This is a genomic window from Phreatobacter sp., from assembly GCF_016793595.1.
Classification (GTDB): Bacteria; Pseudomonadota; Alphaproteobacteria; order Rhizobiales; family Phreatobacteraceae; genus Phreatobacter.
The window spans coordinates 149,864-170,821 of the sequence record NZ_JAEULY010000015.1 but is presented as its reverse complement, the minus strand read 5'-3'; the positions used below and the strand labels follow the sequence as shown (position 1 = coordinate 170,821).

At 66.9% G+C, this 20,958-nt stretch carries 18 protein-coding genes; 14 read left to right on the top strand and 4 right to left on the bottom strand.

Annotated elements, in window-relative coordinates; all coding sequences use genetic code 11:
- Positions 1 to 15 precede the first annotated feature (15 nt).
- The 4 genes from yihA (at position 16) to JNK84_RS15740 (ending at position 3,480) form a co-directional block, all read left to right on the top strand.
- Positions 16 to 660, top strand: coding sequence for a ribosome biogenesis GTP-binding protein YihA/YsxC (yihA, locus tag JNK84_RS15755; protein WP_293425503.1), 645 nt, complete (start codon positions 16 to 18; stop codon positions 658 to 660).
- Between the two features lie 112 nt (positions 661 to 772).
- The gene (locus JNK84_RS15750) at positions 773 to 1,594 is read left to right on the top strand and encodes an ABC transporter ATP-binding protein (protein ID WP_293425501.1); all 822 of its coding nucleotides are present in this window, start codon (positions 773 to 775) and stop codon (positions 1,592 to 1,594) included.
- Positions 1,595 to 1,599: 5 nt separating this feature from the next.
- Positions 1,600 to 2,385: an ABC transporter permease gene (locus JNK84_RS15745; RefSeq protein WP_293425919.1), complete on the top strand. Its 786-nt coding sequence runs from the start codon at positions 1,600 to 1,602 to the stop codon at positions 2,383 to 2,385.
- A gap of 60 nt (positions 2,386 to 2,445) precedes the next feature.
- Positions 2,446 to 3,480 carry an ABC transporter substrate-binding protein gene (locus JNK84_RS15740; RefSeq protein WP_293425499.1) on the top strand — a complete coding sequence of 345 codons (1,035 nt, stop codon included), beginning with the start codon at positions 2,446 to 2,448 and terminating at the stop codon, positions 3,478 to 3,480.
- Between the two features lie 99 nt (positions 3,481 to 3,579).
- Here JNK84_RS15740 and JNK84_RS15735 read toward each other — a convergent pair whose 3' ends face one another.
- From JNK84_RS15735 to JNK84_RS15720, 4 genes are all read right to left on the bottom strand, one after another.
- On the bottom strand, positions 3,580 to 4,095 hold the full coding sequence (locus tag JNK84_RS15735) for a hypothetical protein (protein WP_293425497.1): 516 nt from the start codon (positions 4,093 to 4,095) through the stop codon (positions 3,580 to 3,582).
- Complete coding sequence (gene polA, locus JNK84_RS15730; RefSeq protein ID WP_293425495.1) at positions 4,092 to 7,121, bottom strand: DNA polymerase I; 3,030 nt, start codon at positions 7,119 to 7,121, stop codon at positions 4,092 to 4,094. The genes JNK84_RS15735 and polA overlap by 4 nt, the downstream gene beginning before the upstream one ends.
- An 84-nt stretch (positions 7,122 to 7,205) precedes the next feature.
- Complete coding sequence (locus JNK84_RS15725) at positions 7,206 to 7,838, bottom strand: NrsF family protein (protein WP_293425493.1); 633 nt, start codon at positions 7,836 to 7,838, stop codon at positions 7,206 to 7,208.
- 1 nt (position 7,839) lies between these two features.
- Positions 7,840 to 8,388, bottom strand: coding sequence for a sigma-70 family RNA polymerase sigma factor (locus JNK84_RS15720; protein WP_293425491.1), 549 nt, complete (start codon positions 8,386 to 8,388; stop codon positions 7,840 to 7,842).
- Between the two features lie 186 nt (positions 8,389 to 8,574).
- Here JNK84_RS15720 and JNK84_RS15715 point away from each other — a divergent pair, with 186 nt between their 5' ends.
- From JNK84_RS15715 to atpD, 10 genes are all read left to right on the top strand, one after another.
- Positions 8,575 to 9,060 (top strand): MerR family transcriptional regulator, encoded by a 486-nt coding sequence (locus tag JNK84_RS15715; RefSeq protein ID WP_293425490.1) that lies wholly within the window; start codon positions 8,575 to 8,577, stop codon positions 9,058 to 9,060.
- Positions 9,061 to 9,135: 75 nt separating this feature from the next.
- The gene (locus tag JNK84_RS15710) at positions 9,136 to 10,923 is read left to right on the top strand and encodes an acyl-CoA dehydrogenase C-terminal domain-containing protein (protein ID WP_293425488.1); all 1,788 of its coding nucleotides are present in this window, start codon (positions 9,136 to 9,138) and stop codon (positions 10,921 to 10,923) included.
- A gap of 181 nt (positions 10,924 to 11,104) precedes the next feature.
- On the top strand, positions 11,105 to 12,262 hold the full coding sequence (locus JNK84_RS15705; protein ID WP_293425486.1) for an acyl-CoA dehydrogenase family protein: 1,158 nt from the start codon (positions 11,105 to 11,107) through the stop codon (positions 12,260 to 12,262).
- A 38-nt stretch (positions 12,263 to 12,300) separates the two neighbouring features.
- On the top strand, positions 12,301 to 13,512 hold the full coding sequence (locus tag JNK84_RS15700; RefSeq protein ID WP_293425484.1) for an acetyl-CoA C-acetyltransferase: 1,212 nt from the start codon (positions 12,301 to 12,303) through the stop codon (positions 13,510 to 13,512).
- A 14-nt stretch (positions 13,513 to 13,526) separates the two neighbouring features.
- A complete protein-coding gene (locus tag JNK84_RS15695) occupies positions 13,527 to 15,734 on the top strand; it encodes an FAD-dependent oxidoreductase (protein WP_293425482.1) in 2,208 nt (735 codons plus the stop codon).
- 300 nt (positions 15,735 to 16,034) lie between these two features.
- Positions 16,035 to 16,595, top strand: coding sequence for a F0F1 ATP synthase subunit delta (locus JNK84_RS15690; protein WP_293425480.1), 561 nt, complete (start codon positions 16,035 to 16,037; stop codon positions 16,593 to 16,595).
- Positions 16,595 to 18,124 carry a F0F1 ATP synthase subunit alpha gene (gene atpA / locus JNK84_RS15685; protein ID WP_293425478.1) on the top strand — a complete coding sequence of 510 codons (1,530 nt, stop codon included), beginning with the start codon at positions 16,595 to 16,597 and terminating at the stop codon, positions 18,122 to 18,124. Before JNK84_RS15690 ends, atpA begins: the two co-directional genes overlap by 1 nt.
- Positions 18,125 to 18,134: 10 nt before the next feature.
- Positions 18,135 to 18,587, top strand: a complete 453-nt coding sequence (locus JNK84_RS15680; protein ID WP_293425476.1) for a PH domain-containing protein — start codon at positions 18,135 to 18,137, stop codon at positions 18,585 to 18,587.
- Positions 18,587 to 19,459, top strand: coding sequence for a F0F1 ATP synthase subunit gamma (locus tag JNK84_RS15675; protein ID WP_293425474.1), 873 nt, complete (start codon positions 18,587 to 18,589; stop codon positions 19,457 to 19,459). The genes JNK84_RS15680 and JNK84_RS15675 overlap by 1 nt, the downstream gene beginning before the upstream one ends.
- Before the next feature lie 28 nt (positions 19,460 to 19,487).
- Positions 19,488 to 20,942 (top strand): F0F1 ATP synthase subunit beta, encoded by a 1,455-nt coding sequence (gene atpD, locus JNK84_RS15670; RefSeq protein ID WP_293425472.1) that lies wholly within the window; start codon positions 19,488 to 19,490, stop codon positions 20,940 to 20,942.
- Positions 20,943 to 20,958 lie beyond the last annotated feature (16 nt).

Here is a 20,958-nt window from a genome sequence, read left to right as displayed (position 1 = left end):
CCAGGGGACTAGACGATGACCGCCGACCCGATCGAGGCGGGCCGGCTCATCTTCGCCCGGCCCTGGACATTCTGGCGCGGCACGCCGGACATGAAGCACCTGCCGCCGATGGCGGGTGTCGAGGTCGCCTTCGCCGGCCGCTCCAATGTCGGCAAGTCGAGCCTGATCAATGCGCTGGTCGGCCAGAACAGCCTCGCGCGCACCTCGAACACGCCCGGCCGCACCCAGGAGCTGAACTTCTTCCATGTCGAGGGGCCGGCCAATCCCGGCATCGTGCTCGTCGACATGCCGGGCTACGGCTTTGCCGCCGCGCCCGAGGCGAAGGTGAAGGCCTGGACGCGCGTCATCCATGACTATCTGCGCGGCCGGCAGAACCTCGCCCGCGTCTACGTGCTGGTCGATGCCCGCCACGGGCTGAAGCCGGTGGATGCGGAGGTGCTGGACGCGCTCGGCAGCGCGGCCGTGTCCTATCAGGTCGTGCTGACGAAGGCCGACCAGATCTCCGGTGCCGAGCTCAGGGCGCTCGTCGCCGCGACGCTCGAGGCGCTGAAGAAGCGCGCGGCCGCCTTCCCCGAGATCATCGCGACCTCCAGCCGCAAGGGCGAGGGCATTCCCGAACTGCGCGCCGCCATCGTCAAGGTCGCGGCTGAGCGGGGCTGACACGGCTGCGACGCCGGCTCACTTCTCAAGCCGGGCTCCGGCCGGTAGTCTTCCCCGCAACAGGGAGCGTAGCCTTGCCGCCGGGCTCCCGACGGACAAGCCGGGAGGCAATGTGAGCACTGCCGTACACCTCAAGGGTGTTTCGGTCGCATACGCTTTGGCGGGCGGCGGGAAATACGAAGCGGTTCAGCCCGTCGATCTCTCCGTCCGCGACGGCGAGTTCGTGGCCCTGCTCGGCCCGACCGGCTGCGGCAAGTCGACCCTCCTGAACATCGCCGCCGGCCTCATGCCGCCGTCGTCCGGCACCTGCGACATTTTCGGCGAGCGCCTCGCGGGCCTCAACGCCAAGGCCGGCTATCTCTTCCAGCAGGACGCGCTGATGCCGTGGAAGACGGCCGAGGACAATGTCGCCATCGGTCTGGAAGTCGCCGGCGTCTCGCGCAGGGAAGCCCACGAGAAGGCGCGCGCCATGCTCGCGAAGGTGGGCTTGTCCGCCTTCGGCGACCGCTACCCGCACCAGCTCTCCGGCGGCCAGAAGAAGCGCGTGGCGCTGGCGCAGGTTCTCGTCCGCGAACCGAAGATCCTGCTGATGGACGAGCCTTTTGGTCCGCTGGACGCCCAGACGCGGCTGATCATGAGCGAACTCCTGCTCGACCTCTGGCAGCAGGACCGCAAGGCCGTGATGTTCGTCACTCACGATCTCGACGAGGCCATTGCCCTCTCCGACCGCGTGGTGGTCATGTCGGCCGGCCCGAGCTCCCGCTTCATCGGCGAATTCACGGTCCACCTGCCGCGCCCGCGCGACATCGCGGAGGTCCGGGCCGAGCCAGCCTTCCACCGCCTCCATGCGGAAATCTGGTCGTGCCTGCGCGACGAGGTCCGCAAGACCTACGGCCTTCCCGGCAAGGCCGGCGCAGGACAGGGAGCCGCCTGATGCCCATCTCGCGCGGAAAGCTCCTGGCCCTCCAGATCCTCGTCGCGGTCGGCATCTTCGCCTTCTGGCACGTCGTCACCAACTGGCCGGTCGTCGGCGACGTGAAGACCATGCGGTTCTTCTTCTCGACGCCCTACGACGTCATCGTGCGCGTCGGCTCCATGTTCATGGAGGGCTCGGTCTACCGGCACCTCTGGATCACGCTGGTCGAGACCATCCTCGCCTTCGTCATCGGCGCCACCTTAGGCATCGTCATCGGCTTCTGGTTCGCGCGGAAGCCGCTCGTTGCCGCCGTCTTCGACCCCTACGTCAAGATGATGAACGCGCTGCCGCGCGTCGTCCTCGCGCCGATCTTCGCCCTGTGGTTCGGCCTCGGCATCTGGTCCAAGGTCTGGCTCGGCGTCACGCTGGTCTTCTTCATCGTCTTCTTCAACGTCTATCAGGGCGTGCGCGAGGTGCCGCAGGTGGTGCTCGCCAATGCCCGCATGCTCGGCATGAACGAGCGGCAGCTGCTGCGCCACGTCTACTGGCCGGCGGCCCTCGCCTGGGTGTTCTCGTCGCTGCACACCTCGGTCGGCTTCGCCGTGGTCGGCGCGGTGGTCGGCGAATACCTCGGCTCGGCCGCGGGCCTCGGCTACCTGATCCATCAGGCCGAGGGCGTCTTCGACGTCACCGGCGTCTTCGCCGGCATGGTCATCCTCATGGGTTTCGTCATGCTGATCGACGGCATCGTGACGCTGGTCGAGAAGCCGCTGCTTGTCTGGAAGCCGGGCGAGACTAAAACGGTCTGAAACCAGGACGACTTGATCGACAGGCGCCGCCGGCGCGCCGTGAAAAACGTGGAGGACGACATGGATCGCAGGCAGGTACTTTCGCTCATCGGCGCGGGCGCGGGGCTGGCGGGTCTTCCGGGCCCGGCCTTCGCTCAAGGCGCGCTGGAAAAGCCGAAGGTGACGCTCGGCGTCGGCGGCAAGCAGCTCCTCTACTATCTGCCGCTGACGATCGCCGAGCGCCGCGGCTTCTTCAAGGATTTCGGCCTCGACATGGAGATCAACGACTTCGCCGGCGGCGCGCGTTCGCTACAGGCGCTGGTCGGCGGCTCGGTCGACCTCGTGGCTGGCGCTTACGAACACACGCTGCGCATGCAGGCCAAGGGGCAGGACATCCGCTCGACCATCGAGATCCTGCGCTTTCCCACCATCGTCATCGCGGTGCGCAAGGCGATCGCCGACAAGGTCAAGTCGCCGGCCGACTTCAAGGGCCTGAAGATCGGCGTCACCGCGCCGGGTTCGTCCACCTTCATCACCGCCGTCCATGCCATGGCCAAGGCCGGCCTCAAGGCGAGCGATGCCAGCTTCATCGGCATCGGCGGCGGCGCCAGCGCGGTCGCGGCCATGAAGCGCGGGGAGATCGACGTGATCTCCCACCTCGACCCGGTCATCGCCAAGCTGGAGGCGGATGGCGACGTGGTGACCTTGATCGACACCCGCACCGAGGCCGGCACCCGCGCCCTGTTCGGCGCGTCCAATCCGGCCGCCTGCCTCTATCTGCGTCAGGACTTCATCGAGAAGAACCCCAACACCACGCAGGCTGCCGTCAACGGTCTCTACAAGGCGCTGCGCTGGATCGACAAGGCTTCGCCCGCCGAGGTCGCCGACGCCGTGCCGGAGCAGTATCACCTCGGCGACAAGGCGCTCTACATCAAGGCCGTTCAGGCCTCGAAGGATGCCTATTCCAAGACCGGCATCATGGCGCAGGACGGCATGAAGTCGGTCTTCGACATGCTGAAGGCGCTGGATGCGGAGATGGCCAACGTCTCGGCCGATATCATCGCCAAATCCTTCGACGGCCGTTTCGCCCAGAAGGCCGCGACCATCGTCACCTGAGTCTGGCGAGTGAGCCGGAGGCGCTGCCCATTCTCGTCATGCCCGGCACAAGGCCGGGCATGACGCAGTCTCCAGCCGATACTCTCCCGGAATCCGGCATCACCCCCTGCGCAGGTTGAAGCCGTGCAGGGCGGCGACGCCGAGGCAGAACAGCCCGGCGACGATCAGACCGTTGCTGCGGCCGCGGCGGTTGCCCTCGCTCTCCGCGAACGACAGGAACGTACGCCCCTCGCTGGTCGCCTCGAACACCAGCCTCAGATGCGGATCGACAAGGAAACGGACCTGCTGGCCGTAGCGCAGCCGGTCGATGCCATCGACCCACAAGGTCGGCGGCGGCGAGACCTCGATGGGGCCAAAGCCGGAAACGGACAGCAGGATCTTCTGCGTCCGGTAGGTGGAGGTGCCGCGCCGCCCGCGGCTTACCCGTACCAGCGGCGTCGTGTAGCTGATCGGCCCGACATGGTCAGCGACCGTCAGCGCGCTCCGCTCCGGTGGACGCTGCGCAAAGCCTGAGACCAGCAGGAACAGCCCCACAAGAACGACGCCGATCAGCCAGAGGACGCCCCACACATTGGGGACGTCCGCCGGCCCCGGCGTCGCCTCCGCCTCGCTCAATGCGCCTCTTCCCAGTTGCCTGCGGCGCGCGCATCGACGCTGAGTGGCACCTTCAGTTCCAGCGCCGGCTCGGGCGCCTTTTCCATGACGCGCTTGATGACAGGCAGGGTCACGTCGATCTGGTCCTCGGGCACCTCGAAGACCAGTTCGTCATGGACCTGCAGCAGCATCAGCGCGTCGAGCTTCGCCTCTGATAGCGCCGCGTCCATCCTGATCATGGCGCGGCGGATGATATCGGCGGCCGAGCCCTGGATCGGCGCGTTGATCGACTGCCGCTCGACGAAGGCGCGCTCGGACGGATTGCCGGACCTGATCGCCGGGAAGTGGCACTTGCGGCCGAAGATCGTCTCGACATAGCCGTGCTCGCGCACAAAGGCCTTCTTCTCGTCCATGTAGTCGCGGATGCCGGGGAAGCGCTCGAAATACTTTTTGATATAGGCGCCGGCCTCCTCGCGCGGAATGCCGAGCTGATTGGCAAGGCCGAAGGCCGAGATGCCGTAGATGATGCCGAAATTGATCGCCTTGGCGCGGCGGCGCACCAACGGGTCCATGCCTTTGACCGGCACGCCGAACATTTCCGAAGCGGTCATGGCGTGGATGTCGACGCCATCCGCGAAGGCCTGCCGCAGCTGCGGTATGTCGGCGATGTGGGCAAGCACGCGCAGTTCGATCTGCGAATAGTCAGCCGAGACCAGCTTGCGGCCGGGCGCGGCGATGAAGGCGGTGCGGATCTTGCGACCTTCCTCGGTGCGGACCGGGATGTTCTGGAGGTTCGGCTCGGATGACGACAGCCGCCCCGTCGTCGTCGCGGCCAGCGCGAAGGAGGTGTGGACGCGCCCGGTCTCGGCATTGATGTAGGTCGGCAGCGCGTCGGTATAGGTCGATTTCAGCTTGGTGACGGTGCGCCAGTCGATGATCTTGCGCGGCAGTTCGTGGCCCTCGTCGGCGAGGTCCTCCAGCACGCCGGCCGCCGTGGACCACGCGCCGGTCTTGGTCTTCGAGCCGCCCGGCAGGCCCATCTTGCCGAACAGGATGTCGCCGAGCTGCTTGGGCGAGCCGGGATTGAGCGGCTCGCCAGCCAGTTCCTGTATCTCCGCCTCGACGCGCGCCGCCGTCTGCGCGAAGTCGCCTGACAGCCGCGACAGCACCTGCCGGTCGACGAGAATGCCGCGCCGCTCCATGCGCGCCAGCACGTCCACCAGCGGACGCTCCAGCGTCTCGTAGACGACGGTCTTTGATTCCGCCGGCAGCCGGGGTTTCAGCACCTGCCAGAGACGCAGCGTCACATCGGCGTCCTCGGCCGCATAGGCGGTCGCCCGGTCCAGCGGCACGCGGTCGAAGGTGATGCGGTTCCGCCCCGTGCCCGTGACGCTGTCGAAGCTGATCGGCTGGTGGCCGAGATGGCGCTCCGAGAGCGCGTCCATGCCGTGCGAGCCGAGGCCGCCATCGAGCACGTAGGAGACCAGCATCGTGTCGTCGTAGGGGCGCACATCGACGCCGTGGCGGCGCAGGATCAGCAGGTCGTATTTCAGGTTCTGTCCGACCTTGAGCACGCCGGGATTCTCGGCGAGCGCCTTCAGCCGCTCCAGCGCCGCCTGCACGGGAATCTGGCCTTCGACCAACCCTGAATCGAACAGGCCGGCTTCGCCCGCCTTGTGGGCGAGCGGCACGTAGCAGGCCTTGTTCGGCGCATAGGCGAGCGAGAAGCCGACGAGATCGGCGCTCATCGCGTCGAGCGACGTCGTCTCGGTGTCGAGCGCGACGACACCGGCCTCCGCCGCCGCCTTGATGAAGGCGTCGAGGGCATCGAGCGAGGTGATGCACTGGTAGCCGGCATGATCGACCCCGACGGCCCTCGCATCGACCAGCGCCTTCGCCGCGCGGGTCGCGGCCGTCGGGGCGCCCTCCGCGACAGGCTCCGCCGCCCTCGCCGCCGCAGAGGTCGCGGCAGGTGCGGTCACCACCGCCGGCTTCGGTGCATTCGGATCGATCGCGAAAGCCGGATCGGGATCGATCTTCGCGGGATCGACGCCATAGAGCTCGCCGACCTTCTTGGTGATGGTGGTGAATTCCATCGCCTTGAGGAAGGCGACCAGCGTCCGGCCGTCGGGTTTCGCGAGCCCGGTCTCGTCCAGCGGCACTTCCAGCTTCACGTCGCGGACGAGCTGTACCAGCTGGCGCGAGATCAGCACCTTGCTGATCACGTCCGGGTTAGTCAGCGTCTCGCGGCGCTTCGGCTGCTTGATCTCGCCGGCCCGCGCCAGCAGCGTGTCGAGGTCGCCATACTCCGCGATGAGCTGCGCCGCCGTCTTGCGGCCGATGCCCGGCGCGCCCGGCACGTTGTCGGACGTGTCGCCTTCCAGCGACTGGATGTCGACGATCTTCTCGGGCGGCAGGCCTTCCCAGTATTCGGTGACGTCGCCGACCTTGTCGGCGGGCACGTTCCAGCGCTCGAATTTGTCGCCGTGGGTCAACAGCCGCTCCGGCCGGTAGCCGGGCTTGCCCTTGATGCCGCTTTCGGGGTCGTAGAAGGCGACTGAGGGGCGCACCAGCTGCATCAGGTCCTTGTCGGCCGAGATGATCAGCACGTCCGCGCCGCGCCCGCAGGCCTCATCCGCATAGGTCGCGATCAGATCGTCGGCCTCGTAGCGGTCCTGCTCGATGGCGTGCAGGCCGAAGGCGCGGATCGCCGCCCGAAACAGCGGGAACTGCGGCACCATGTCCTCCGGCGGCGGCGGCCGGTGCGCCTTGTAGTCCGGGTAGATCTCCTTGCGGAACGACTGCTCGCTCTTGTCGAGGATCATCGCGATATGGGTCGGCTTCACCCCGAGCGCGCCGTCCTCGACGAATTGCAGGACCTTGGTCGAGAACAGCCTGACGGCGCCCGTCGGCAGGCCGTCCGACCGCGAATTGTACTTCCGGTCCTGGTTCATCGACTGGAAATAGGCGCGGAAGACGAAGGACGACCCGTCGATCAGGAAGACGCGGTCGCCCTTGCCGACGGGGCGGTGGTGATCGGAAGCCATGGATATGCTGTCTCGCGCTGAGGTCGCCCCATTATGGACGCTGGCGCGCGCCGCGTCATGTCAGCACGCGGGGGACCGGCAGTCTCACCATGCGAGCATGCGCCGGCCGAGGAGCGCGCCGACCGTGCCGGTCAGCGCGATGCCGATCGTGTACCAGGTGGCCACGAAGAACGGCGAATCGTCGGCGCAGTGCAGCCCGTAGAAGAAGGCCGCGATCGTCCCTGCCGCGAATCCCGCCAGCGCGCCGGCCTGCATGGCGCTCTGCGGCGCGCCGTTGCGCAGTGCCGCGAGGAAGATCGCCAGCGGCGCCGCCGCCAGCAGCGGGATGGCGACCAGGCAGAGGGCGGAATTGTTGCCGACCAGCCGCGCGCCGAAGACAGCGGCCGGCTGTGTCGCTACCTCGTGTCCCATGCCGAACAGAAAGATCAGCGCGGGCAGCACCAGCACCGACTTCGGCAGGTCGGCTTCCGGGCGCGCGGCGGCGCGCAGCAGGGCCAGGGCCGCGACGGCGAGCGTCGCCACCAGCAGCAGCTTCTGGCCGAACAGTACGGTGCCCATGGCCGAGGCGAGATCGGGCCGCGTGCCGATCGCGAGCATCATCAGGGCGAAGGCGACCGTCGCGGCCGCGCCCGCCGCGATCATCAGCCGCCCGTGAAGGGAAGGGCCTGCCGCCTTGGCATCCCGCGCCAGTCCGGCAATGAGGTCTTCGGTCTTCATCTCACACGCTCCCGCGGAGCATCTTGGCGAGGCCGGCAAGGCCCCTGTGCAATGCGACGCGCACCGCGCCCTCGCTCATCGACAGGGCGGTCGCCGTCTCGCGCGTGTCGTTGCCGTCCACGAACATCGAGCGGATCACCGCCTTCTGGCCGGCCGGCAGGCTGTCGGCGAGCTTGACCACGTCGCGCGTCGCGATCTCCGGCTCGTTCGACGGCGCGGGGATCGCCTCGGCGAACGCGTCGATATCGACATGGCCCGATGAACCGCGCCGGCGCAGCGCGTCGATCAGCTTGTGCTTCAGGATGGCCCGCAGCCACGGCACCAGCGGCTGGCTCGGAACCCAGCTCGTCCGCTTGGTGTGGATGGCGATCAGCACGTCCTGCACGATGTCCTCTGCTTCCGCGACCGATCGGCCGGCGCGCGACAGCCCCGAGCGTGCCAACCCCCGCAGGAACGGCGTCAGATCGTGAAGCAGCCGCGCATAGGCCGCCTCGTCGCCCGCGAGGCCGGCCCGCATCCACGCGCTCCATTCCTCGTCGCGGTCTCTCACGTCGCTCCTGTTACGTTGTCATACGGATCAGCTCACACAACCGTTACAGGCAAGCGGCGCATCCCGCGACAGCTTTCGGCGGCGAGGCGCCGCAAGCTTTCGATGTTGACGTTTACGTAAACGTAGGATACCACACCGGCAGGGCGACGATGATCGCCGCGAGGAAGCCGGGGAACCGACGGGCACATGACCAGTGCAGCGGCTCATGACATGGCGGAAGTGGGTTCCATGGCGACGCTGGCGGAGCTTCTGGCCGGCACGGGCTCCGCGCCCGGCGGCAAGGACCTCCTGACCATCCGCGAGATGACCCGCACCTTCGGCGTCACCGCCCGCGCGCTGCGCTTCTACGAGGAGAAGGGGCTGATCGCCCCGGTAAGGCAGGGCCAGGACCGGCTCTACTCGCGCCGCGACCGTGGCAGGCTTCGGCTCGTTCTCATGGGCAAATGCGTCGGCTTCTCGCTGGAAGACGTGAAGGCCATGCTGGATCTCTACGATCTCGGCGACGGCGGCGTCACACAGATGAAGGTCGCGCGCGGCAAGTACCGCGAGCAGGTCGGCCGCCTCCACGCCCAGAAGCGCGACATCGACACGGCGATCACCGAACTCGAGCGGGCGATCGCGGTCATCGACGCGCGTCTCACCGACAGGAACATCCCGGCTTCCGGGGACTGACAGCCACCCACGCCGGACGGCGGATTTTTGCATCGAGCCCGCACCGACACGCGGGCCCCGCGGAGGAGAACCAGAATGCCGATCTACAAGGCTCCGGTCGAAGACACGCTTTTCGTCCTCTACGACGTCCTCAAGATGGACGGCTATGGCAACCTGCCGGGCTTCGCCGATGCGCCGCGCGATCTCGTCGAGGCGGTGCTGGGCGAGAGCGCCAGGATCTGCGAGGAGGTCATCCAGCCGCTCAACGTCGTCGGCGACACGGTCGGCTGCAAGCGCAACGATGACGGGTCCGTCACCACTCCGCCGGGCTTCAAGGAAGCTTACGACCAATATCGCGAAGGCGGCTGGATGGCGCTGTCCTTCGACCCCGCCTATGGCGGCCAGGGCCTGCCGCTGGCTCTCAACGCGGCGATCGGCGAGTACCTGTCCTCGTCCAATCTCGCTTTCGGCATGTATCCGGGCCTGACGCAGGGCGCCATGGCCGCGCTCTACGTTCACGCCAACGACGAGATCAAGCAGACCTATCTGCCGAAGATGGCGACCGGCGAATGGACCGGCACCATGAACCTGACCGAGCCGCATTGCGGCACGGATCTCGGCCTGCTGCGCTCCAAGGCCGTGCCGAACGGCGACGGCTCCTATTCGATCACCGGCCAGAAGATCTTCATCTCTGCCGGCGAGCACGACATGTCGGACAACATCATCCACCTCGTCCTCGCCCGCATCGAGGGCGCGCCGGCCGGCACCAAGGGCATCTCGCTCTTCGTCGTGCCGAAGTTCCTGCCGAAGGCCGATGGCACCGCCGGCGAGCGCAACCCGCTCTCCTGCGGCAAGATCGAGGAGAAGATGGGCATCCACGGCAATTCCACCTGCGTCATGAACTATGACGGGGCGAAGGGCTGGCTGGTCGGCGAGGCCAACAAGGGTCTCAACGCCATGTTCGTGATGATGAACGAGGCCCGCATGTCGGTCGGCATCCAGGGCCTGTCGCAGTCGGAGGCGGCCTACCAGAACGCCGTGGCCTATGCGAAGGACCGTCTTCAGGGCCGCTCGCTCTCCGGCCCGAAGGCTCCAGACAAGCCGGCCGACCCGATCATCGTCCACCCGGACGTGCGCCGCACGCTGATGACCATCCGCGCCATCAACGAGGCCGGCCGCGCGCTGATGCTCTGGACCGCGTTGCAGGCCGACATCTCGCACCGCTCCGAGGATGCGGCCGAGAAGCAGAAGGCCGAGGATCACATGGGCCTGATGACGCCCATCGTCAAAGGCGTGCTGACCGATCTCGGCTTCGACAACGCCGTGAAGGCCCAGCAGATGTATGGCGGCCACGGCTACATCAACGAATGGGGCATGGGCCAGTTCGTCCGCGACGCCCGCATCACCATGATCTACGAGGGCGCCAACGGCATCCAGGCGCTCGACCTCGTCGGCCGCAAGCTCGGCGCCAATGGCGGCCGCGCCGTGATGACCTTCTTCAACGAGGTCGGCACGTTCTGCGCGCAGAACAAGGACGACGCGGCGCTCGGGCCCATGATCGGCGCGCTGTCGAAGGGCCTCAAGGACCTGCAGGCCGCGACCATGTGGTTCATGCAGAATGCCCTGGCCAAGCCCGACAATGCCGGCGCCGGCTCGACGCCCTACATGCACCTCTTCGGCCTCGTCGCCATGGGCTACATGTGGGCGCGCATGGCGAAGACCGCGCAGGAGAAGCTCGCCGGAGGCGCGGACGAGCGCATGACCCACAAGCTGGCGACCGCGCGCTTCTTCTTCGAGCAACTGATGCCCGAGAGCGGCGCCCATCTCGCCCGCGTCACGGCCGGCGCGGATTCGATGATGGCCCTGCCGGCGGAGGCGTTCTGATGCGGGCGGGCATTTTCAAGCGAAGTGGGTACCGGTTCGCGTGAAGAAAATGCGCCAAAGATAAGAAGTGTGGAGACGGTCCTCGCGGGCCGTCTCCCCCATAAGTCCGTCTGGCGGCGGCAATGGCCGCGATGTGTAACAGCACGCCCCACCGATGGACAAAACGATCCGGGAGACTGACATGAGCGCGCTGAACCTGCCGAAGCCGGCCTGGCACACCGAAGAGCACGACATGCTCGCCGAGAGCGCGCGCGCCTTCCTCGCCAAGGAGTTCACGCCCAATCTCGACCGCTGGTCGGAAGAGGGCGTCATGGATCGCGACGCCTGGCTGAAGGCGGCGGAGGCCGGGCTGCTTTCCGCCTCGATCCCCGAGGAATATGGCGGGGCCGGCGGCGACTACAGCCACGAGGCGATCATCGCCCACGAGATCGCCCTGGCCGGCGCGGATTCCTGGGGCTGGGCCATCCACGGTCCCATCGTCGCCCCCTATATCCTCCATTTCGGCACGGACGAGCAGAAGCGGAACTGGCTGCCCAAGATGGCGTCCGGCGAGCTGATCGCGGCGCTGGCCATGACCGAGCCGGGCGCGGGCTCCGACGTCCAGGGCATCCGCACCAAGGCCGAGCGCTCCGGCAATGGCTGGGTGCTGAACGGCTCCAAGACCTTTATCACCAACGGCCAGCACGCCAACATGGTGGTGGTCGCCGCCAAGACCGATCCCTCCGCCGGCGCCAAGGGCACCTCGCTCTTCGTGGTCGAGACCGACAACGCGCCGGGCTTCCGCCGCGGCCGCAAGCTCAAGAAGCTCGGCCTCGACTGGGCCGACACGTCCGAACTGTTCTTCGACGACATGAAGCTGCCGGCCGAGGCGCTGCTCGGCTCCGAGCCGAACCAGGGCTTCTACCAGATGATGCGGTCGCTGCCGCAGGAGCGCCTGACCATTGCCGGCGGCGCCGTGGGCATGATCGAGCGCGCGCTGACGCTGACCGTCGACTACGTCAAGGAGCGCAAGGCCTTCGGCAAGCCGGTCATCGACTTCCAGAACACCCAGTTCGAGCTGGCCGACATCAAGACGCAGGCCACCATGGCCAAGGTCTTCTACGAGTACTGCGTCGGCCTGCACATCCAGGGCAAGTGCGACACCGCCATGGCGTCCATGGCCAAGTACAAGCTCTCCGACCTCCAGAACACCGTGGTTGACCGCTGCCTCCAGCTCTTCGGCGGCTACGGCTTCATGGACGAATATCCGATCTCGCGGATGTACCGGGACGCGCGCATCCAGCGCATCTACGGCGGCACCAACGAGATCATGAAACTGCTCATCGCGCGCACGCTCTAGCGCCAGCGCCACTGGTTCGAACGGGAAAGGAACCCGCCATGACCGACGTCTTCGTCTACGACCATGTCCGCACGCCGCGCGGCAAGGGCAAGTCCGACGGCTCCCTCCACGAGGTGACCGCCGTCGAGCTCGCCGCCACCGCGCTGCGGGCGATCAAGGCACGTTCGGGGCTCGACACCGCGCGCCTCGTCGATGACGTCGTGTTCGGCTGCGTCGATCCCGTCGGCGAAGCGGGTGGCGACATTCCCCGCATCGCCGCGCTGAAGGCGGGCTATGGCAACGAGGTCCCCGGCATCCAGATCAACCGCTTCTGCGCCTCGGGCCTCGATGCCGTGAACTTCGCGGCGGCGCAGGTCATGGCCGGCCAGCACGACATGGTCGTCGGCGGCGGCGTCGAGAGCATGTCGCGCATCGGCATGGGTGCGGCCGGCGGCGCCTGGCCGGTCGATCCTTCGGTGGCCGTCCCGACCTATTTCATGCCGCAGGGCGTCTCGGCCGACCTGATCGCCACCAAATACGGCTTCTCGCGCGACGACGTCGACGCCTATGCGGTCGAGAGCCAGAAGCGCGCCGCCAGGTCCTGGGAGGAGGGCCGCTTCAGGAAATCGGTCGTGCCGGTGAAGGACATCAACGGCATCACCATCCTCGACCATGACGAGCACATGCGTCCCTCGACCACGATGCAGTCGCTGGCGAGCCTCAACCCGTCCTTCGTCATGATGGGCGAGGCCGGCGGCTTCGACGCGGTCGCGGTTCAGGCGCATCCCGACATCGAGGGCGTCACCCACGTCCACCATGCCGGCAATTCCTCCGGCATCGTCGATGGCGCCGCCGCCGTGCTCATGGGCAATGCCGAGGCCGGCAGGGCCGCGGGCCTCAAGCCCCGCGCCCGCATCCGCGCCTTCGCCAATATCGGCTCCGAGCCGGCGATCATGCTGACCGGCCCGATCGACGTGACGAAGAAGCTGCTGAAGAAGGCCGGCATGTCGATCTCCGACATCGACCTGTTCGAGCTGAACGAGGCCTTCGCCTCCGTCGTGCTGCGCTACATGCAGGCGCTCGACATCCCGCACGACAGGATCAACGTCTGCGGCGGCGCCATCGCGCTCGGCCATCCGCTCGGCGCCACCGGCGCCATGATCCTCGGCACCGTGCTCGACGAACTCGAGCGCACCGGCAAGTCGACCGCCCTCGTGACGCTGTGCATCGGCGCCGGCATGGGCACCGCCACCATCATCGAGCGCGTCTGAGGGGAGCCGACATCATGAACCTCAAGAACTTCACCTGGGATCTCGATTCCGACGGCCTCGGCGTCCTCACCTGGGACATGAAGGACAAGTCGATGAACGTCATCGACGAATCCGTCGGCCAGGACCTCAACGCCGCCATCGACGCCATCGTCGCCGACCCCGCCGTCAAGGGCGTGGTGCTGACCTCGGCCAAGGACACTTTCTCCGGCGGCGCCGATCTCACCATGCTGGAGCGCATGGGCGCGACGCTGAAGGCCAACTTCAAGGCCAAGGGCCCCGACGCGGCCATGGTCGACTTCTTCGAGCAGACCCGCCAGTTCTCCCTCGTCATTCGCAAGCTGGAGACCTGCGGCAAGCCCTTCGTCGCCGCCATCACCGGCATGTGCCTCGGCGGCGGCTTCGAGATCACGCTCGGCTGCCACGCCCGCATCGCCTCCGACAATCCGAAGCTGCGCGTCGGCCTGCCCGAGGTGAAGGTCGGCCTGTTCCCCGGCGCCGGCGGCACCCAGCGTGTGCCGCGCATGGCCGATATCCAGTCCTCGTTGCAGATGCTGCTGAAGGGCGACCAGCTCAAGGCCGACCGCGCCAAGGCGATGAACCTGATCGACGAGATCGTTCCCGCCGACAAGCTGATCGAAGCCGCAAAGGCCCGCCTGAAAGCCGGCGTCGATCCCGTCAAGCCCTGGGACAAGCCGAAGTTCAAGCAGCCCTCCGGCCCGATCTACTCGGCCGCCGGCATGATGGTCTGGCCGCCCGCCAACGCCATCTACCGCCGCGAGACCTACGACAACTTCCCCGGCGCGCGGGCGATCATGAGCTGCGTCTATGAGGGCCTGCTCGTGCCCTTCGACACGGCGCTGAAGATCGAGTCGCGCTACTTCGCCCATGTCCTGCGCCAGCCGCAGGCCCATGCGATGATCCGCTCGCTGTTCCTGTCGCTCGGCGCGCTCGGCAAGGGCCTGCGCCGTCCGGCCGGCGTGCCGCCGACGAGCCTGAAGAAGGTCGGCGTCATCGGCGCCGGTTTCATGGGCGCCAGCATTGCCTATGTCACCGCGCAGGCGGGCATGGACGTTGTCCTGATCGACCGCGACCAGGAGAGCGCCGACAAGGGCAAGGCGCATTCCCACAAGCTGATGACCGATCAGGTCAACAAGGGCCGCGCCACCAGCGCCCAGCGCGAGGCGCTGCTGGCGAAGATCACCGCGACCCCGGACTATGCCGCTCTCGCCGATGTCGATCTCGTCATCGAGGCGGTGTTCGAGGACCCGGCCGTGAAGGCGGAGGTGATCAAGAAGGCCGAGGCCGCGATCCGTCCGGACGTGATCTTCGCCTCCAACACCTCGACCCTGCCGATCACCGGCCTTGCCCAGAACTCGGTCCGCCCGGACCAGTTCATCGGCATCCACTTCTTCTCGCCCGTCGACAAGATGATGCTGGTCGAGACGATCATGGCCGAGAAGACCGGCGACAAGGCGCTCGCCACCGCCCTCGACTACGTCAAGGCGATCAGGAAGACGCCGATCGTGGTCAACGACACCCGCGGCTTCTACGTGAACCGCTGCGTCGGCAACTACATCAAGGAAGCCCATCTGATGGTAATGGAGGGCGTGCCCCCCATCATGGTCGACAATCTCGCCAAGCAGGCGGGCATGCCGGTCGGCCCGCTGACCCTCAACGACGAGGTCGCCATCGACCTCGGCCTGAAGATCCTGAAGGCCACCAAGGCGCAGGTCGGTTCGCAGGCGGTCGACCCGCAGCAGGAGAAGCTGCTGACCTTCCTCGTCGAGCAGGAAGGTCGTGTCGGCAAGAAGGCCAAGAAGGGCTTCTACGACTATCCCGACACGGGGAAGAAGACGATCTGGCCGGGCCTCAAGACCTTCGTCGGCACTCAGCAGGACCCGGACACGATCGACCGGCAGGAGATCATCGACCGCCTCCTGATCACCACGGCGCTGGAAGCGGCGCGCTGCGTCGAGGAGGGCGTCGTCACCGATCCGCGCGAGGCCGATGTCGGCTCCATCCTCGGCTTCGGCTTCGCGCCCTGGTCGGGCGGCACGCTGTCCTACATCGACAATATCGGCGCCAAGGCCTTCGTCGCGAAGTGCGATGCTCTCGCGGCGAAGCATGGCGACCGTTTCGCGCCGAACAAGCTGCTGCGCGAGATGGCGGCCAAGGGCGAGACCTTCTACGGCCGCATGGCCCCGCAGAAGGCCGCCGCCTGATCGCCATCCTGCAATGGCCTTGCGAGCGGGCGGCCCATCGGCCGCCCGTTTTGGGTCGGGCGGGAGCGAGGGCCCGAATCCGACGCCCCCGTGACTTTTCGCGCACAGGAACCCGGCCTTCGTGGCGTTGCACCATCGGATGGCCTGTGCTACCGGACACGCGGCTTTGGGGGCAGAGCGCTTGTGCGCAGGCCCCCGGACAGTAATTTCCCAGTCGGGCCAAGAGTTTGCAGCCGCCGCGCGAGAATGGCGCGGCCGATGCGGATGGCGGGGCCCGACGCGCGAGACGCGAGAGACGCGGTGGCTGGCGAAGACAAGACGGTTTCCGGCATGGCGGGACGCTATGCATCCGCCCTTTTCGACCTCGCGACGGAGGCCGGCCAGGTTGATCAGGTTCAGGCCGATCTCGCCCGTTTCAAGGCCCTTCTCGACGGTTCCGACGACCTGAGCCGTCTGGTCAAGAGCCCGGTCTTCTCTGCCGACGATCAGGCCAGGGCCGTCGCGGCCATTCTCGACAAGGCCGGCATCGGCGGCCTCGCTGGCAATCTCATCAAGGTGGTTGCGTCGAATCGCCGCCTCTTCGCCATCGAGGGCGTCATTCGCGGCTTCGGCGCGCTGGTCGCGAAGGCGCGCGGCGAGATCACCGCCGAGGTGACCGTCGCCGAGGCGCTCTCCGCCGCCCATTCCAAGACCCTGTCGGCCGCCCTCAAGGACGTGCTCGGCAAGGAACCCAAGATCGAAGTGAAGGTGGACCCGGCCATTCTCGGCGGGCTGATCGTGAAGGTCGGTTCGCGGATGATCGACACCTCGCTCCGCACCAAGCTCAACTCGATTAGAACCGCCATGAAAGAGGTCGGCTGATGGATATCCGCGCCGCTGAAATCTCTGCGATCCTCAAGGACCAGATCAAGAACTTCGGCCAGGAGGCGCAGGTCTCCGAGGTCGGTCAGGTGCTCTCCGTCGGCGACGGCATCGCCCGCGTCTATGGCCTCGACAACGTCCAGGCCGGCGAGATGGTCGAGTTCGACAACGGCATCCGCGGCATGGCCCTCAACCTCGAAGTCGACAATGTCGGCATCGTGCTGTTCGGCGCCGACCGCGACATCAAGGAAGGCGACACGGTGAAGCGCACCGGCGCCATCGTGGACGTTCCCGTCGGCAAGGGCCTGCTCGGCCGCGTCGTCGACGCCCTCGGCAATCCGATCGACGGCAAGGGCCCGATCGAGGCCACCGAGCGCCGCCGCGTCGACGTCAAGGCTCCCGGCATCATTCCGCGCAAGTCGGTCCACGAGCCGATGGCGACCGGCCTGAAGTCCATCGACGCGCTGATCCCGATCGGCCGCGGCCAGCGCGAGCTGATCATCGGCGACCGCCAGACCGGCAAGACCGCCATCGCCCTCGACACCATTCTCAACCAGAAGCCGCTGAACGTTGCGGGCGCCGACGAGCACCAGAAGCTCTACTGCGTCTACGTCGCCGTCGGCCAGAAGCGCTCCACGGTCGCCCAGTTCGTGAAGGCGCTCGAGGAGAATGGCGCGCTCGAATATTCGATCGTCATCGCCGCCACTGCCTCGGACCCCGCTCCGATGCAGTTCCTGGCGCCCTTCTCGGGCTGCGCCATGGGCGAGTTCTTCCGCGACAACGGCATGCACGCCGTCATCATCTATGACGACCTCTCCAAGCAGGCCGTCGCCTACCGCCAGATGTCGCTGCTGCTGCGCCGTCCGCCGGGCCGCGAGGCCTATCCGGGCGACGTGTTCTATCTCCACTCCCGTCTGCTCGAGCGCGCCGCGAAGATGGGCGACGAGGCCGGCAAGGGTTCGCTGACCGCGCTCCCCGTCATCGAGACGCAGGCCAACGACGTGTCGGCCTATATCCCGACCAACGTCATCTCGATCACCGACGGCCAGATCTTCCTCGAGACCGACCTGTTCTTCCAGGGCATCCGCCCGGCGGTGAACGTCGGCCTCTCCGTGTCGCGTGTCGGCTCCTCGGCGCAGACCAAGGCGATGAAGAAGGTCGCCGGCAAGATCAAGGGCGAGCTCGCCCAGTATCGCGAGATGGCCGCCTTCGCGCAGTTCGGTTCGGACCTCGACGCCACGACCCAGCGCCTGCTGAATCGCGGCGCGCGTCTGACCGAGCTGCTGAAGCAGAACCAGTACTCGCCGCTCAAGATGGAAGAGCAGGTCGCGGTCATCTGGGCCGGCACCAACGGCTACCTCGACAAGCTGCCGCTGAACCGCGTCAAGGCCTTCGAGGAAGGCCTGCTCGGCAAGCTGCGCTCGGAAGGCGCCATCCTCGAAGCCATCCGCTCCTCGAAGGATCTCTCGGACGACACGGCCGCCAAGCTGAAGTCGCTCGTGGAGGGCTTCGCGGCGTCGTTCGGCTGATGCGCTTCGCATGAGCTACGTCTCCGACAGCCTCGGGCCGGGCGAAACCATCGTCCATGAAGCGACGATCCACTGGATCGTCTACTTCTGGCCCATTGTCGGGACTTTGATCAGTCTCGTGGCGGCGTATTTCGTGCCGTTCTACGGGCTGATCCTTCTGGCCGCGGCATGTCTCTGGCTCGCGGTCGCCTGGTTCATGAGCCGGACGACCGAACTGGCGGTGACGTCGCGCAAGGTGGTGGCGAAGTGGGGCTTCATCGCCCGCTCCACCATCGAGCAGCGGCTCGAAAAGGTCGACTCGGTTGCGGTCGACCAGACATTTCTCGGCCGCGTTCTCGATTTCGGGAACGTGACCATCCATGGGACGGGCATCAACGCCACGCCCATCAAGTCGATCGCAGATCCGCTGGCCTTTCGCCGCAAGGTTGAACAGGCCATCGAAGCCAGAAGGGACGTCGGCTGATGCCGAGCTTGAAGGATCTCCGCAACCGCATCGCTTCGGTCAAGGCGACGCAGAAGATCACCAAGGCCATGCAGATGGTGGCCGCGGCGAAGCTGAAGCGTGCCCAGACCGCCGCCGAGGCCGCGCGTCCCTATGCCGAGAAGATGGAAGCTGTGCTCGCCAATCTCGCGGGTTCCGTGTCGGGTGCCGACGCCCCGGTCCTGCTCGCCGGCACCGGCAAGGACGACGTGCATCTCCTGGTCGTCGCCACCGCCGAGCGCGGCCTGTGTGGCGCCTTCAACACCTCCATCGTCCGCCTTGCCCGCGAGCGCGCCCTGGCGCTGCAGGCCGAGGGCAAGACCGTCAAGTTCCTCTGCGTCGGCCGCAAGGGCTACGACCTGATCCGCCGCCAGTTCGACAAGCAGATCGTCGGCTTCATCGAGTTCCGGGCCGTCAAGCAGCTCTCCTACGCCCAGGCCGAGGAAGTCGGCGCGAAGCTGTTCCAGCTGTTCGAGGAAGGCGCCTTCGACGTCGCCACCCTGTTCTTCTCGAAGTTCAAATCGGTGATCGCGCAGATCCCGACCGCGCAGCAGATCATCCCGGCGCAGGTCGGCGGCGACGCCACCGCGACCGACAAGGCTCCCTACGAGTTCGAACCGGGCGAGGCCGAGATCCTCTCCGATCTCCTGCCCCGCAACATCACCATCCAGATTTTCAAGGCCATCCTTGAGAACGCCGCTTCCGAGCAGGGCGCGCGCATGTCCTCCATGGACAACGCCACCCGCAACGCCGGCGAGATGATCAAGAAGCAGACGCTCAAGTACAACCGCGCGCGTCAGGCGATGATCACCAAGGAACTCATCGAAATCATCTCGGGCGCTGAGGCGCTCTGAGCCACGACATCATCTAGAGGACCGTAACATGGCGAAGAAGGCGACGAGCGCGAAGGCCGCCACCGGCGGTAAGGTCGGCCGTATCACCCAGGTCATCGGCGCAGTCGTCGACGTCCAGTTCGACGATCACCTGCCGCAGATTCTGAACGCGCTGGAGACCAGCAATAACGGCGCGCGCATGGTTCTCGAGGTTGCCCAGCACCTCGGCGAGAACACCGTCCGCTGCATCGCCATGGACACCTCCGAGGGCCTCGTCCGCGGTCAGGACGTGACCGATACCGGCCAGCCGATCGCCGTGCCGGTCGGTCCCGAGACGCTCGGCCGCATCCTCAACGTCATCGGCGAGCCGATCGACGAGGCAGGTCCCGTCAAGACCGCCGCCACCCGCGCCATCCATCAGCCGGCTCCCTCGTTCTCCGAGCAGTCGACCGAGGCTGAAATCCTCGTCACCGGCATCAAGGTCGTCGACCTCCTCGCCCCCTACGCCAAGGGCGGCAAGATCGGCCTGTTCGGCGGCGCCGGCGTCGGCAAGACCGTGCTCATCCAGGAGCTGATCAACAACGTCGCCAAGGCCCACGGCGGCTATTCGGTGTTCGCCGGCGTCGGCGAGCGCACCCGCGAGGGCAACGACCTCTATCACGAGTTCATCGAATCCGGCGTCAACAAGAAGGGCGGCGGCGAAGGCTCCAAGTGCGCCCTCGTGTTCGGCCAGATGAACGAGCCCCCGGGCGCCCGCGCCCGCGTCGCGCTCTCGGGCCTGACCATCGCCGAGGACTTCCGCGACCAGGGCCAGGACGTGCTGTTCTTCGTCGACAACATCTTCCGCTTCACCCAGGCGGGTTCGGAAGTGTCGGCGCTGCTCGGCCGCATCCCCTCGGCGGTGGGCTATCAGCCCACCCTCGCCACCGACATGGGCGCACTGCAGGAGCGCATCACCACCACGCAGAAGGGCTCGATCACCTCGGTTCAGGCCATCTACGTGCCGGCCGACGACCTCACCGACCCGGCCCCGGCCACCTCATTCGCCCACCTCGACGCGACGACCGTTCTCAACCGTTCGATCGCCGAGAAGGGTATCTACCCGGCCGTGGACCCGCTGGACTCGACCTCGCGCATGCTCGACCCCCGCGTCATCGGCGAGGAGCACTACGCCGTCGCCCGCAAGGTCCAGCAGACCCTGCAGCGCTACAAGTCGCTCCAGGACATCATCGCGATCCTCGGCATGGACGAGCTCTCGGAAGAGGACAAGCTGACGGTGGCCCGCGCCCGCAAGGTCGAGCGCTTCCTGTCGCAGCCCTTCCACGTCGCCGAGGTTTTCACCGGCGCCCCCGGCAAGTTCGTCGACCTGAAGGACACCGTGAAGGGCTTCAGCGACCTCGTCGAGGGCAAGTACGACCATCTCCCGGAGGCTGCCTTCTACATGGTCGGCACCATCGAGGAAGCGGTCGAGAAGGGCCGCAAGCTGGCCGCCGAAGCCGCGTAAGCGGCTGAGATAAAGG

Coding starts and splice junctions, on each gene's coding strand:
- yihA (WP_293425503.1), top strand. CDS start 16: ATGACCGCCGACCCGATCGAGGCGGGCCGGCTCATCTTCGCCCGGCCC.
- JNK84_RS15740 (WP_293425499.1), top strand. CDS start 2,446: ATGGATCGCAGGCAGGTACTTTCGCTCATCGGCGCGGGCGCGGGGCTG.
- polA (WP_293425495.1), bottom strand. CDS start 7,121: ATGGCTTCCGATCACCACCGCCCCGTCGGCAAGGGCGACCGCGTCTTC.
- JNK84_RS15725 (WP_293425493.1), bottom strand. CDS start 7,838: ATGAAGACCGAAGACCTCATTGCCGGACTGGCGCGGGATGCCAAGGCG.
- JNK84_RS15715 (WP_293425490.1), top strand. CDS start 8,575: ATGACCAGTGCAGCGGCTCATGACATGGCGGAAGTGGGTTCCATGGCG.
- JNK84_RS15710 (WP_293425488.1), top strand. CDS start 9,136: ATGCCGATCTACAAGGCTCCGGTCGAAGACACGCTTTTCGTCCTCTAC.
- JNK84_RS15705 (WP_293425486.1), top strand. CDS start 11,105: ATGAGCGCGCTGAACCTGCCGAAGCCGGCCTGGCACACCGAAGAGCAC.
- JNK84_RS15700 (WP_293425484.1), top strand. CDS start 12,301: ATGACCGACGTCTTCGTCTACGACCATGTCCGCACGCCGCGCGGCAAG.
- JNK84_RS15695 (WP_293425482.1), top strand. CDS start 13,527: ATGAACCTCAAGAACTTCACCTGGGATCTCGATTCCGACGGCCTCGGC.
- atpA (WP_293425478.1), top strand. CDS start 16,595: ATGGATATCCGCGCCGCTGAAATCTCTGCGATCCTCAAGGACCAGATC.
- JNK84_RS15680 (WP_293425476.1), top strand. CDS start 18,135: ATGAGCTACGTCTCCGACAGCCTCGGGCCGGGCGAAACCATCGTCCAT.
- JNK84_RS15675 (WP_293425474.1), top strand. CDS start 18,587: ATGCCGAGCTTGAAGGATCTCCGCAACCGCATCGCTTCGGTCAAGGCG.
- atpD (WP_293425472.1), top strand. CDS start 19,488: ATGGCGAAGAAGGCGACGAGCGCGAAGGCCGCCACCGGCGGTAAGGTC.